This is a genomic window from Paraburkholderia sp. J69-1, assembly GCF_905220255.1.
In the GTDB taxonomy this organism is placed as follows: domain Bacteria; phylum Pseudomonadota; class Gammaproteobacteria; order Burkholderiales; family Burkholderiaceae; genus Paraburkholderia.
On sequence record NZ_CAJMZG010000002.1, the window covers coordinates 600,380 to 612,430 of the forward strand.

Consider the following 12,051-nt stretch of genomic DNA (forward strand, 5'->3'; position numbering starts at 1 on the left):
CTCAACCGAGCTTGCGAATATCGACGAAATGACCTTCGATGGCTGCTGCGGCCGCCATCGCCGGGCTCACCAGGTGCGTGCGACCGCCCGCGCCCTGACGGCCCTCGAAATTGCGGTTCGAGGTGGACGCGCAACGCTCGCCCGGCTCGAGACGGTCGGCGTTCATCGCCAGACACATCGAGCAACCCGGCTCGCGCCATTCGAAACCGGCGTCCGTGAACACCTTGTCGAGGCCTTCCTGTTCGGCTTGCGCCTTCACGAGACCCGAGCCCGGCACCACCATCGCGAGACGCACGTTCGGCGCAATGCGGCGGCCCAGCTTCTTGACGACATAAGCGGCCGAGCGCAGGTCTTCGATACGCGCGTTCGTGCACGAACCGATAAAGATCTTGTCCGGCTTGATCGACTCGATCGGCGTGTTCGGTTCGAGCGCCATGTATTGCAGCGCGCGTTCCATCGCGTCGCGCTTGACCGGGTCCTTTTCGCGCTCGGGGTCCGGCACGCGGGCGTCGATCGACACGACCATTTCCGGCGACGTGCCCCACGTCACCTGCGGCACGATGTCGGCGGCCGAAAGCTCGACCACGCGGTCGAAATGCGCGCCGTCGTCCGAACGGAACTGCTTCCAGTATTCGACAGCCTGGTCCCACTCCGCGCCTTGCGGCGAGAACGGACGGTTCTTCAGGTATTCGACCGTGGTGTCGTCCACGGCGACCATGCCGGCGCGCGCGCCGCCTTCGATCGCCATGTTGCAGACCGTCATGCGGCCTTCCATCGTCAGGCCGCGGATCATCGAGCCGCCGAACTCCATGGCGTAACCCGTGCCGCCTGCCGTGCCGATCTTGCCGATGATCGCCAGCACGATGTCCTTCGCGGTGCAGCCACGCGGCAGCGTGCCTTCCACCTTGATGAGCATGTTCTTGCTCTTCTTTTGCAGCAGCGTCTGCGTGGCCAGCACGTGCTCGACTTCCGAGGTGCCGATGCCGTGCGCCAGCGCGCCGAACGCGCCGTGCGTGGAGGTGTGCGAGTCGCCGCAGACGATCGTCATACCCGGCAGCGTCGCGCCCTGCTCCGGACCGACGATGTGCACGATGCCCTGGCGCTGGTCGCTCATCTTGAACTGCGTGATGCCGAAGGCGTCGCAATTCGTGTCGAGCGTGTCGACCTGGAGCTTCGAAACCGGATCGGCGATACCGTGGCTGCGATCCGTCGTGGGCACGTTATGGTCCGAAACGGCCAGGTTCGCGCTGATGCGCCACACCGGGCGCTCGTGCATTTTCAGGCCTTCGAAAGCCTGCGGACTGGTGACTTCGTGCAGCAGATGACGGTCGATATAAAGGATCGTCGTGCCGTCGTCTTCCGTGTGGACCACATGGGTGTCCCACAATTTGTCGTAGAGCGTCTTTGCCATGATATGCGGGGGATGATTTGACTGCGGGGAGGCTTACGTTGTGAATCGATTATGCCACGCAAAATCGCGCTCCTGTAGGCCGTCCGGGTAAAAAAACCGATAAAAAACAGGGAGTTGGGTGGTAGTAGCGATACCTGTATCGATGTTACCCGGCGAGTTGCGCACGCCTTTTTCCGTCCCGCCGAAAACATCGCGCGAAGCAAAGCCTTTGTTTTTCCGGCGATTTTTTTATCGGATATATGACAAAGCGCTGGCCAACTCCCGCGCGCGGGCCCGCGCGAAACCGAGGACGCCTTCAACATGAAACGGTGTGAAAGTGCCACATCGGGCACGTCGATTGCGAGACGTGCGCCGCCGCACAAGCGTCCGGATTCAGCTTCGATCACACTGGACACGGAAACCTCGCGGCACGATCAGGCAATCCCGGAGGCCTCATGCCACTCGCAACCCGTTCGCCCCGCAGGACGCTCTTCTGGGCGCCCGCGCACAACATAAGAATCACAACAGGCCAGATCCAGGGACGACATCCGCAGGCACGCGTCCGCACGCGCCTGGCGCGCCGGTCGTCGCTTGCGGTAGCGGCCACGGCTTGTGCGATCGCCGCCTTCGCGCCGCGTGCGCAGGCGCAGACGCCCTCGCCGCTCGGCGAATGGCAGTATTCGGCCGGTATTCCGCTGGAGAAGCTGTACGAGCCCAATCGCCCGAACTTCGAAGCGCGCCTGGGTGTGGGCTCGACATTCGAGCCGCGCTACGACGGCTCCGACCGTTATCACATGATGGCCGGCCCCAGCATCGATCTGCGTTACAAGGACATTCTGTTCGGCTCGACGGGCGAAGGCTTCGGCGTGAATTTTCTGCAGGGGCCGAACTGGCGCATGAGTATCGCGGCCGCCTACGACCTCGGGCGGCGCGGCCACGACGATCCTTCGCGCCTGAACGGCATGGGCAATATCAATCCCGCACCGCTGATGAAGATCGCGGGCGAATACGTGGTGTCGAAGGATTTCCCGCTGGTGGTGCGCGCGGCGTTCACGCGCAGCTTCGGCGGCTCGAACGGCTGGACCGCGGACCTCGGCACCTATATGCCGCTGCCGGGCAGCAGCCAGACGTTCTACTGGTTCGCCGGCCCGTCCGTCACGTTCGCGGATTCGAACTACATGCAGAGCTGGTTCGGCGTGACCGGGCAGCAGGCGGCGGCGTCGGGGTATCGGCAATACAACGCCAGCGCGGGGCTGAAATCGGCGGGCTTCGGCATCACGATGGTGTACTTCGTGAACAAGCACTGGTTCGTGAGCGCGGACGGCGCCATCAAGCGTCTGCTCGGCAGCGCCGCACATAGCCCGATCATCCAGACCAAGACGGAAGGCGTCTGCGATCTGTCGATCAATTACCAGTTCTAGAAACACTGCGTGAAAAAGCGGCCGGCGCGCATAAGACGTTGAACGGGCCGCTTACTTATTGCGTTATCAGCCTTCGCTCTTGATACGGCTCTGGATGTGCTGCGCACGGCTCGGCGACGACGGATGCGAGCTCATCATCGAGCTTTGGCCGCCGTCGATCTGCGCGAGCTTCTGGAACGCCGTCACGAGGCCTTCGCGCTTCATGCCTTTCTTCTTGAGCAGATCGTAGGAGTAATCGTCCGCGGCGCTTTCCTGCGACTGCGAGAACTGCGCGTTGATGAACTTCTCGGTCAGATCGCCGAGTTGCGACGAACTCAGGCTCGAAGCCACCGAATTGCCCGTCGCGCCCGCAGCCGTGCGCGCGGCGCTCACGGTGTAGGCCGTCTGCATCGCCTTCTTCGAATGGCCCAGCGCAACGTGGCCCATCTCGTGGCCGATCACGCCACGCAGTTCGTCGTCGTTCATCTTGTCCATCAGACCGCTGTAGACGCGCACGCAGCCGTTGCCCATCGCCCACGCGTTGATGTCCTTGGTCATGTAGACCTTGTAGTCGATCTTCTGGCCGTTCAGCGTCATGTCGCCGAAGCCGCTCATCACGCGCGTGAGACGCTTGCTATAGGCGCTGTTCGGCGCGGCCACCTTCGACTCCGCGTCGCTCGCCTTGCAGGAGTCCTGCGAGAGCGCGACGATATCGGCGTCCGAGAGGGTGGCGGCCTTGTAGAGCGAGCTGCCCGCGGACAACGCCGCCGTAGGGTCCATGCTTTGCACGCCCGAACAGGCGCTCAATGCCACCGCCATGCCACACGCCAGACCAAGCTGAATCCGTGCCATTCTCATCATCCTTTTATTGAAGGTTTTGTAAGGATCGACAATCTAGCACCCGATCGTTGCGCACGCACCCGCGAGCGGCCACTTTATGCGTGACGTGTCAACTTAGTGCCTGATTCGCCACTTTTGCCACGTTTTTCGCTGCATACACACCACAAATGGCCTGCACGGGCGGCTTCGATTGCTGCCTCATTCTTCGCTCATTCTTCGTCGTTAAGCTGACCCTATGGGCCAAAGGCCCATAGCGCCCGACCGGCGCGATGCAGCGGCAACGCAGCATCCCTACGGTCCGGCCCCTCATCTTTTTACGCAAAGGACCGTAGCCATGTTTGCGCCGCTCGTCACCGCTTCCTTTCTCGGTCAGCCTGTCTGGCTCTGGGCCGCCTTTATCGCGGTGGTGATCGTGCTGCTCGCGCTCGATCTGGGCGTGCTGCATCGCGACGATCGCGAAATCGGCATCCGCGAAAGTCTCTGGCTCTCGCTGGGCTATATCGCGATCGGCCTGCTGTTTGGCGGCTTCATCTGGTGGCAACTCGGCGCGCAGCCCGCGACCGAGTACGTCACCGGCTATCTGATCGAAAAATCGCTATCGCTCGATAACGTCTTCGTGATCGCGTCGATCTTCGGTGCGCTTGCGGTGCCGCGTGCTTACCAGCATCGCGTGCTGTTCTGGGGCATCGTCGGCGTGCTGGTGCTGCGTGCGCTGATGGTTGGGCTCGGCGCTGCGCTCGTGATGCAGTTCGAATGGATGCTGTTCGTGTTCGGCGTCTTTCTGGCCGCGACCGGCGTGAAGATGCTGTTCGGCTCGAAAGAAGAGACGCGCGTGGAGGACAGCCGGATTCTGCGCACCATTCGCCGCGTGCTGCCGGTGACGGAGCGGCTCGAAGGCGGCGCGTTCGTGGTGCGGCGCGCGCATCCGGTCAGCGGCAAGCTCACGCGCTTTGCCACGCCGCTGCTGGTCGCGCTGCTGATGATCGAATTCGCCGATCTGATCTTCGCCGTCGATTCGATTCCCGCGATCTTCTCGATCACGACCGATCCGTTCATCGTCTACACCAGCAATATCTTCGCCGTGCTCGGCCTGCGTGCGCTGTTCTTCGCGCTCGCAGCGATGGCGCACCGCTTCTACTACCTCAAGCATGCGCTCGCGCTGGTGCTGGTGTTTATCGGCGTGAAGATCTTCCTGGTGGGCATCGTCGGCAAGATTCCTGCGCTGCTGAGTCTGGGCGTGACGGTGGCGCTGCTGGCCGGCGGCGTGGTGGTGTCGCTCATCAAGACGCGGCCTGCAAGTGCCGGGAGTGATGAAAGCGGCAAGCTGAAAACGCCCTGAAACCGCTGAGCGCCACTCCTCATTCTTCGCTCATTTTTCTCTGCGAGGATGGTTTCCACGGCAGCCGCATCGGCTGCCGCCCCCGAAAGGAGCGCGACATGAAATGCCCGAACTGCCCTGACGTCACACTCGCAATTGCCGAGCGTCATGGCGTCGAACTCGACTACTGCCCGCAATGCCGCGGAGTCTGGCTCGATCGTGGCGAACTCGACAAGCTGCTGGAACGCGCCGCGCAAAGCCAGACGCACCCGGCCCGGCGTCTCGACGATGACTACGACAGCCCGCGCGGCACGCATCATCGCTCGCGCGACTACGGCCAGCGCCAGGGCAACGGCCACGGTAGCCACGAGCGGCGGCGCAAATCCTGGCTCGAAGACATTTTCGACTGAACGCGCACCATCCATTTCTGAACGATTGATCAAGGACTCCTGACCATGCGCACTTACACCAGCAACAGCCCGCAGGCGGCCGGCCGGATCGTCGCCATTGCCCTGCTCGCCGACGGCCATCTGCATAGCAGCGAACTCGCCGCCGTGCATCGCGCCCACATCGCCGAACGGCTCGGACTCGCGCCGGGCGAATTCAGCACGATCCTGCGCGATCTCTGCGAGGACCTGCTGGCGAACGCGAACCTGAATTGGGGCGATGCCTGCAAGCTCGATTCCGATGTCATGCAGCAGGTGCTGCATGAACTGGAAGACCCGGTTCTGCGCGCCGAGGTGTTGAGCCTGTGTCTGGTCGCCGTTCACGCCGACCGCTATCTCTCGGACAGCGAAGCCGAACTGCTCGCCGTGCTGTCGAAGTCCTGGCAGGCGCACCCGTGGCAAAGGCTGCTGGCGTCGTGATGACGCGCCAGTGCTCAATGTAATTTTGGACCGCTTTCCAGCGTGCCGGACGGACTTCCCCCGGTCTTGCACGCTACGCGGCGAGCCCCGCGCTCGCCGCGTTTTTTCTTTGCGCGGCCATCTTGTCTACACGCACACCGCCCAACCCAGACCGCGCACATTGCGAATGACCGCATGGCCGAATTTGCGACGCACGCTGTAAATCACGGCATCGACGGCATTGCTTTCCACTTCCTCGCCCCAGCCATATAAACGCTCTTCCAGTTGCTGACGCGACAGAATCGCGCCCGGCCGCTCCAGCAGCGCAAGCATCAACGCATATTCGCGCGCGGAAAGATCGTCGCTCTGGCCGTCGAAGGTCAAACGGCGCGTATTCATATCGAGCGTCACGCGCGCGCTGCCCATCGTCGCCGAAGCAAAGCCGGATTTGCGCCGCACTACCGCGCGGATGCGCGCGAGCAACTCCTTGCTCTCGAACGGTTTGACGAGGTAATCGTCGGCGCCGAGGTCGAGGCCTTCGACGCGCGTATCCACATCGTCGCGCGCCGTGACGATGATGACCGGCGTGGCGTCGCTCGCCTCGCGCAGACCGCGCAGCACGTCGAGCCCGCTCATATCGCCCAGACCGAGATCGAGCAGGATCGCCGTGTACGAACCGTCGCGGATCGCCGCGCGACCGCTTTCGCCTGTGCGCACCCAATCGACGCTATACGACGCGTCCTTCAGCGCCCGCAGCAGCGCGGGCCCGATCAGCAGATCGTCTTCGATCAGCAGAATCCGCATTGATCAGCTTTCCTTACTATTCTTTGCTGGTTGATCGAGTGCTTCATTGACGGCGAGCGGCAATTCGATACGCGCCACGATGCCGCTTTGCCCGTCGCTGCGATTCGCAAGCGTGACACGTCCGCCGTAGCTTTGCGCGAGCGTCTGGGCAATCGCAAGGCCTAGCCCGCTGCCTTGCTCGTCGTTGTCCGCAGCGCGGAAAAAGCGGTCGAAAACGTGCGGCAGATCGCCTGGCGCGATGCCAGGACCATCGTCGATTACCTCGATCGTGACCTTCTGCGCCGCGCGCAGCACCGATACATCGACGCGCCCGCCCGCATGCACATAGCGGATCGCATTATCGACAAGATTCTTGATGAGCACGCGCATGTCGCCTTCGGTGGCGCGCACGCTGGCATCGTCGAGCCGCTCGACGCCCAGATCCACGCCGCGTGCGTCCGCCAGCGGCAGCAGATCGGCGAGCACATCGGGCACGACGCGCGTGAGCGCAATCGTGTCCACACCGCGCGGCGAGCCGCCAATCTCCGCGCGTGCGAGACCCAGCAATTGCGACACCAGCGAACCCGTGCGCGCCACGCCGCGCTGCAAGTCGTCGAATCGCTCGCGGTATTGTTCGGGCGGCGCGTCGCGCAGATTGTCGATCTGCAACTGCATCGCTGAAATAGGCGTGCGCAGTTCGTGCGCGGCATCGGCGATGAACTTGCGCTCGGCGTTCACCAGCACCGAAAGCCGCTCGATCATGCGATTGATCGATTCGATAAACGGCCGCAGTTCGACCGGCGCCTTCGCCGCGTCGAGCGGCTTGAGCGCATGCAGATCGACGTTCGCCGCGCGCCGGCCGACGCGCTCCAGCGGCCGCAGCGACAGGCGCACGGTGATGGCGATCGTGAGCACCAGCAGCGGCAACAGCGCGAGCACCGGCAGCAGGCTCCAGAACGCCACGCGCAAGGCGTTGCGATTGCGCATGCTGCGCGATTCGGCCACCTGGATGTATTCGTCGCCGGCGGCCAGCGCGAACACATCCCACGCTTCACCGTCGTAATCGATCGACGAATAGCCGGTTTGCACACGCGGCAAGGCGATATCGGGGTCGCTGGTGCGGCTGGGCGCGGCGCCATCGTCGGCGGCCCAGATCTGCACGACGAAGTCGTCGGAAGGGCGACGGATGCCGTTGGCTTCCGCGCTGGATGCCGCGTGATGCGACACGCCCGCCTGCACATGCGCGGCGGCGTCGCGCAGGCTCGCGCTGAATTCGCTCGCGAGGCTACGCACCACGAGGAAAGTGCCGAGCGAACCCAGCACGCCAACCAGCAATGCAAGCGTGCCGATGGCGATGCTCAAGCGACGGTGCAGGGAATTCGCGGCGAAGAACATGAATCGGCTCGGGATGATGGGCCGTTCCATGATAAAGGATTCGGGGTCGGGGAAATGGACGTGGCGGGCACGCGCAAGCGCCTGATGTCAGCGCCCGGTCAGTGCTAGATTGACCACTCGCACGCCCCACTTCTGCAGGGAGACGACCATGAGCAACACCGCACCGCGCCCCACTTTCGGCTCCGCCGTCTACTACCGCGATCCGTTCGCCGCACTCGACTGGCTGGAGAAAGCGTTCGGTTTCACGCGCCAGTTCGTCGTGACCACGCCTGACGGCAAACTCGCCCATTCGGAAATGCGCTTCCAGGACGGCTACGTGATGATCTGCGGCGGCTGGCCCGGCATGGCCTACTCCAGCCCGGCCGATGTCGAAGGCAAGAACACGCAATCCGTGCACGTGCAGCTAGTCAGCGATCTGGACGCGCACTGCGCACGTGCGCGCGCCGCAGGCGCAAAGATCGCGCGCGAACCGTCCGACCAGTTTTACGGCGACCGCGTCTATGCGGCAATGGACCCGGAAGGCCACGTGTGGAGCTTTGGTCAAACGACGCGCGAAGTCTCGCGCGAGGAAGCCGAGCAAGCCAGCGGCCTGAAGATCGACGGCTGGGTTTAATACCTGACTCAAACGCCGGGCGACGCCGGGCGCGCAAAAACAAACGCCCCGACGGGCGAACCGTCGGGGCGTTTGAGGGATTGCTTACAGCGCGGCTTAGCGTTGCGAGATCGGCTTCGCTTCGCGCGGCGTGTTGCCGATGAACAGCTGGCGCGGACGGCCAATCTTCTGTTCCGGATCGGCGATCATTTCGTTCCACTGGGCAATCCAGCCCACCGTACGCGCCATCGCGAAGATACACGTGAACATCGACGTCGGGATGCCCAGCGCGCGCTGCACGATACCCGAGTAGAAGTCGACGTTCGGGTACAGCTTGCGCGAGACGAAGTATTCGTCTTCCAGAGCGATCTTTTCGAGCGCCATCGCCAGCTTGAACAGCGGATCGTCGTGCAGGCCCAGTTCGTTGAGCACTTCGTGGCACGTTTCGCGCATCAGCTTCGCACGCGGATCGTAGTTCTTGTAGACGCGGTGACCGAAGCCCATCAGCTTCACGCCCGAGTTCTTGTCCTTCACCTGCTTGATGAACTCAGGGATGTTCTCCACCGAGCCAATTTCTTCCAGCATGTTCAGTGCGGCTTCGTTCGCACCGCCGTGCGCCGGGCCCCACAGACAGGCGATACCGGCCGCGATACACGCGAACGGGTTAGCGCCCGACGAACCCGCCAGACGGACCGTCGAGGTCGAGGCATTCTGTTCGTGGTCGGCGTGCAGGATCAGGATACGGTCGAGCGCGCGCACCAGCACGTCGTTGACCTTGTACTCTTCGCACGGGTTCGAGAACATCATGCGCATGAAGTTCGCGCTGTACGACAGGTCGTTCTGCGGGTACACGAACGGCTGGCCGATCGAGTACTTGTACGCCATTGCGACCAGCGTCGGCAGCTTGGCAATCATGCGGATTGCCGAAACTTCGCGATGCTTCGCGTTATTGATGTCGAGCGAGTCGTGATAGAACGCCGACAGTGCGCCGACAGCCGCGACCAGAATGGCCATCGGGTGAGCATCGCGACGGAAACCACGGAAGAAGAACTGCATCTGCTCGTGAACCATCGTGTGCTGCGTGACGGTCTTCACGAACTCGTCTTTCTGCGCCTGGTTCGGCAGCTCGCCCTTGAGCAGCAGATAGCAGGATTCGAGGAAGTCGGCGTTTTGCGCGAGGTTGTCGATCGGGTAGCCGCGGTACAGCAGCTCGCCCTTGTCCCCGTCGATGTAGGTGATCGCCGAGTTGCACGCTGCCGTCGACATGAAGCCCGGGTCATACGTGAACTTGCCGGTCTGACCGTACAGTTTGCGGATGTCGATCACATCCGGGCCTTGGGTGCCCTTGTAGATCGGCAGTTCGACGCTCGGCGAATTGTCGCTGAACGATAGCGTGGCTTTTACATCAGACGGGGTCATAGCACATCCTCAATCGAAGATAAACACAGGATTCGATAGTTTGCACGTCCGGCGCGGCGCCGCCTTCTCCCTGGCGGTCGCCACAGCATCTCAGACGTTGCGAAGCAGCTCCAGCACCCGCTTCACGTCCGGGTCGGCAAGATTGCCTTCTGGTTCCTTGCGTGCGAGCAGCAAGTCCATCAGGTCGTTATCGCTCAGCTCGAGCAGGCGCGTAAGTGCGCCCACATCGGCGTCGCTGAGGTCATGCTCATAGCGGTCGAAAAATCGCTCGAAAATAATGTCGTTTTCGAGCATACCGCGCCGCGCGCGCCAGCGAAGGCGCGCGCGGCGATGAGGGTCAGACTGGTGCGAGTCCATTCAATCTCGCCAGGTCAAACCGCGCGGCGGACCATCAGTTCCTTGATCTTGCCGATCGCCTTCGTCGGGTTCAGGCCCTTCGGGCAGACGTCGACGCAGTTCATGATCGTATGGCAACGGAACAGACGGTACGGGTCTTCGAGGTTATCGAGACGCTCGCCGGTGGCTTCGTCGCGGCTGTCCGCGATGAAGCGATAAGCCTGCAGCAGACCTGCCGGGCCGACGAACTTGTCCGGATTCCACCAGAAGCTCGGGCACGACGTCGAGCAGCTCGCGCACAGAATACACTCGTACACGCCGTCGAGTTCGTCACGCTGTTCAGGCGACTGCAGACGCTCTTTTTCGGGCGGCGGCGTGTCGTTGATCAGGTACGGCTTGATCGAGTGGTACTGGTTGAAGAAGTGCGTCATGTCGACGATCAGGTCGCGCACGACGGGCAGGCCCGGCAGCGGGCGCAGCACGATCTTCTGCGGCAGTTCGTTCAGGTTCGTGAGACACGCCAGACCGTTCTTGCCGTTGATGTTCATCGCGTCCGAACCGCACACGCCTTCGCGGCACGAGCGACGGAACGACAGCGTCTCGTCCAGTTCCTTGAGCTTGACCAGCGCGTCGAGCAGCATGCGCTCGTGCGTGATTTCCAGCTCGTACGACTGCATGCGCGGCGCCGCGTCCTTGTCCGGGTCGTAGCGATAGACTTCAAAAATACGTTTGGCCATTTCCAAATTCCTTTTGACTGGCGTGTGCCTTAGAACGTACGCGCCTTCGGCGGCACGGACTCGACGGTCAGCGGCTTCATGTGAACCGGCTTGTAGTCAAGACGGTTGCCTTCGCTGAACCAGAGCGTATGGCGCAGCCAGTTTTCGTCGTCGCGGTGTTCGTAGTCGCTGTGTGCGTGGGCGCCACGGCTTTCCTTACGGGCTTCAGCCGACACCATCGTTGCCTGCGCAACTTCCACGAGGTTCGCCACTTCGAGCGCTTCGACGCGCGCGGTGTTGAACACCTTCGACTTGTCCTTCAGGTGGATGTGCTTCGCCTGCTCGGTGACTTGCGCGATGTCCTTGACACCTTCCGCAAGCAGCGCCGAGGTACGGAACACGCCAGCATGCTTTTGCATCGAGCCGCGGATTTCGTTCGCGACGCTTTGCGCGTACTCGCCCGAAGTCGAGTTGTCGAGCTTCGCGAGGCGAGCCAGCGAGAAGTCTGCAGCATCGGCCGGCAGCGGCTTGTGCTCTTTCAGTTCCTTCACGTGCTTGACGATGTGGTTGCCGGCAGCGCGGCCGAACACCACGAGGTCGAGCAGCGAGTTCGTGCCCAGACGGTTTGCACCGTGCACCGAGACGCACGAGCATTCGCCCACAGCGTAGAAGCCGTTGACGACTTCTTCGTGACCCTTAGGCGTACCGACGACCTGACCATTGATGTTGGTCGGGATGCCGCCCATCTGGTAGTGAATCGTCGGAACGACCGGGATCGGTTCCTTGATGCAGTCCACGTTGGCGAACTTCAGCGCGATTTCGCGAATCGACGGCAGACGCTTCATGATCGTCTCTGCGCCGATGTGCGACAGGTCGAGCAGCACGTGATCCTTGTGCGCGCCGACACCGCGGCCTTCCTTGATTTCCTGGTCCATCGAACGCGAAACAAAGTCACGCGGCGCCAGATCCTTCAGCGTCGGTGCGTAGCGCTCCATGAAGCGCTCGCCGTTCGAGTTA

13 protein-coding genes are annotated in these 12,051 nt (G+C 62.6%); 5 read left to right on the forward strand and 8 right to left on the reverse strand.

From position 1 onward, the window contains the following. Nucleotide 1: 1 nt before the first annotated feature. Complete coding sequence (gene leuC, locus U5A67_RS05770) at nucleotides 2-1,411, reverse strand: 3-isopropylmalate dehydratase large subunit (protein WP_205986863.1); 1,410 nt, start codon at nucleotides 1,409-1,411, stop codon at nucleotides 2-4. A 434-nt stretch (nucleotides 1,412-1,845) separates the two neighbouring features. Here leuC and U5A67_RS05775 point away from each other — a divergent pair, with 434 nt between their 5' ends. Next, nucleotides 1,846-2,811, forward strand: a complete 966-nt coding sequence (locus U5A67_RS05775; protein ID WP_321813377.1) for a MipA/OmpV family protein — start codon at nucleotides 1,846-1,848, stop codon at nucleotides 2,809-2,811. Nucleotides 2,812-2,877: 66 nt separating this feature from the next. On the opposite strand, the gene U5A67_RS05780 is transcribed toward U5A67_RS05775, so the two are convergent. Next, nucleotides 2,878-3,642 carry a M48 family metalloprotease gene (locus U5A67_RS05780; protein WP_277397957.1) on the reverse strand — a complete coding sequence of 255 codons (765 nt, stop codon included), beginning with the start codon at nucleotides 3,640-3,642 and terminating at the stop codon, nucleotides 2,878-2,880. Between the two features lie 322 nt (nucleotides 3,643-3,964). Between U5A67_RS05780 and U5A67_RS05785 the strand changes: the two genes are divergently transcribed. The 3 genes from U5A67_RS05785 to U5A67_RS05795 all read left to right on the forward strand — a co-directional run bounded on the left by U5A67_RS05785 (nucleotide 3,965) and on the right by U5A67_RS05795 (nucleotide 5,814). Then, the gene (locus U5A67_RS05785) at nucleotides 3,965-4,969 is read left to right on the forward strand and encodes a TerC family protein (protein ID WP_321813378.1); all 1,005 of its coding nucleotides are present in this window, start codon (nucleotides 3,965-3,967) and stop codon (nucleotides 4,967-4,969) included. A 98-nt stretch (nucleotides 4,970-5,067) separates the two neighbouring features. Then, nucleotides 5,068-5,358, forward strand: coding sequence for a zf-TFIIB domain-containing protein (locus U5A67_RS05790; protein WP_321813379.1), 291 nt, complete (start codon nucleotides 5,068-5,070; stop codon nucleotides 5,356-5,358). Nucleotides 5,359-5,403: 45 nt separating this feature from the next. Next, nucleotides 5,404-5,814: a TerB family tellurite resistance protein gene (locus tag U5A67_RS05795; protein WP_205986868.1), complete on the forward strand. Its 411-nt coding sequence runs from the start codon at nucleotides 5,404-5,406 to the stop codon at nucleotides 5,812-5,814. A gap of 126 nt (nucleotides 5,815-5,940) precedes the next feature. On the opposite strand, the gene U5A67_RS05800 is transcribed toward U5A67_RS05795, so the two are convergent. Both U5A67_RS05800 and U5A67_RS05805 read right to left on the reverse strand, forming a co-directional pair. Continuing rightward, nucleotides 5,941-6,597 carry a response regulator transcription factor gene (locus U5A67_RS05800; protein WP_321813380.1) on the reverse strand — a complete coding sequence of 219 codons (657 nt, stop codon included), beginning with the start codon at nucleotides 6,595-6,597 and terminating at the stop codon, nucleotides 5,941-5,943. Nucleotides 6,598-6,600: 3 nt separating this feature from the next. After that, a complete protein-coding gene (locus U5A67_RS05805) occupies nucleotides 6,601-8,001 on the reverse strand; it encodes a HAMP domain-containing sensor histidine kinase (RefSeq protein WP_321813381.1) in 1,401 nt (466 codons plus the stop codon). Nucleotides 8,002-8,119: 118 nt separating this feature from the next. Here U5A67_RS05805 and U5A67_RS05810 point away from each other — a divergent pair, with 118 nt between their 5' ends. Further along, a complete protein-coding gene (locus tag U5A67_RS05810; RefSeq protein WP_321813382.1) occupies nucleotides 8,120-8,584 on the forward strand; it encodes a VOC family protein in 465 nt (154 codons plus the stop codon). Between the two features lie 96 nt (nucleotides 8,585-8,680). Here U5A67_RS05810 and gltA read toward each other — a convergent pair whose 3' ends face one another. From gltA to U5A67_RS05830, 4 genes are all read right to left on the reverse strand, one after another. Then, nucleotides 8,681-9,982, reverse strand: a complete 1,302-nt coding sequence (gene gltA, locus U5A67_RS05815; RefSeq protein WP_205986871.1) for a citrate synthase — start codon at nucleotides 9,980-9,982, stop codon at nucleotides 8,681-8,683. 90 nt (nucleotides 9,983-10,072) lie between these two features. After that, on the reverse strand, nucleotides 10,073-10,339 hold the full coding sequence (locus U5A67_RS05820) for a succinate dehydrogenase assembly factor 2 (protein WP_167068785.1): 267 nt from the start codon (nucleotides 10,337-10,339) through the stop codon (nucleotides 10,073-10,075). Nucleotides 10,340-10,353: 14 nt separating this feature from the next. Continuing rightward, on the reverse strand, nucleotides 10,354-11,055 hold the full coding sequence (locus U5A67_RS05825) for a succinate dehydrogenase iron-sulfur subunit (protein WP_035531265.1): 702 nt from the start codon (nucleotides 11,053-11,055) through the stop codon (nucleotides 10,354-10,356). 29 nt (nucleotides 11,056-11,084) lie between these two features. Beyond that, on the reverse strand, nucleotides 11,085-12,051 hold a 967-nt coding region (locus tag U5A67_RS05830; RefSeq protein WP_321813383.1), incomplete at its 5' end, for an FAD-binding protein.

What these genes read in the sequence shown, in the direction of transcription:
- leuC (WP_205986863.1), bottom strand. Translation starts at nt 1,411, where the DNA reads ATGGCAAAGACGCTCTACGACAAATTGTGGGACACCCATGTGGTCCAC.
- U5A67_RS05785 (WP_321813378.1), top strand. Translation starts at nt 3,965, where the DNA reads ATGTTTGCGCCGCTCGTCACCGCTTCCTTTCTCGGTCAGCCTGTCTGG.
- U5A67_RS05790 (WP_321813379.1), top strand. Translation starts at nt 5,068, where the DNA reads ATGAAATGCCCGAACTGCCCTGACGTCACACTCGCAATTGCCGAGCGT.
- U5A67_RS05775 (WP_321813377.1), top strand. Translation starts at nt 1,846, where the DNA reads ATGCCACTCGCAACCCGTTCGCCCCGCAGGACGCTCTTCTGGGCGCCC.
- U5A67_RS05825 (WP_035531265.1), bottom strand. Translation starts at nt 11,055, where the DNA reads ATGGCCAAACGTATTTTTGAAGTCTATCGCTACGACCCGGACAAGGAC.
- U5A67_RS05805 (WP_321813381.1), bottom strand. Translation starts at nt 8,001, where the DNA reads ATGGAACGGCCCATCATCCCGAGCCGATTCATGTTCTTCGCCGCGAAT.
- U5A67_RS05800 (WP_321813380.1), bottom strand. Translation starts at nt 6,597, where the DNA reads ATGCGGATTCTGCTGATCGAAGACGATCTGCTGATCGGGCCCGCGCTG.
- U5A67_RS05780 (WP_277397957.1), bottom strand. Translation starts at nt 3,642, where the DNA reads ATGGCACGGATTCAGCTTGGTCTGGCGTGTGGCATGGCGGTGGCATTG.
- U5A67_RS05820 (WP_167068785.1), bottom strand. Translation starts at nt 10,339, where the DNA reads ATGGACTCGCACCAGTCTGACCCTCATCGCCGCGCGCGCCTTCGCTGG.
- U5A67_RS05810 (WP_321813382.1), top strand. Translation starts at nt 8,120, where the DNA reads ATGAGCAACACCGCACCGCGCCCCACTTTCGGCTCCGCCGTCTACTAC.
- gltA (WP_205986871.1), bottom strand. Translation starts at nt 9,982, where the DNA reads ATGACCCCGTCTGATGTAAAAGCCACGCTATCGTTCAGCGACAATTCG.
- U5A67_RS05795 (WP_205986868.1), top strand. Translation starts at nt 5,404, where the DNA reads ATGCGCACTTACACCAGCAACAGCCCGCAGGCGGCCGGCCGGATCGTC.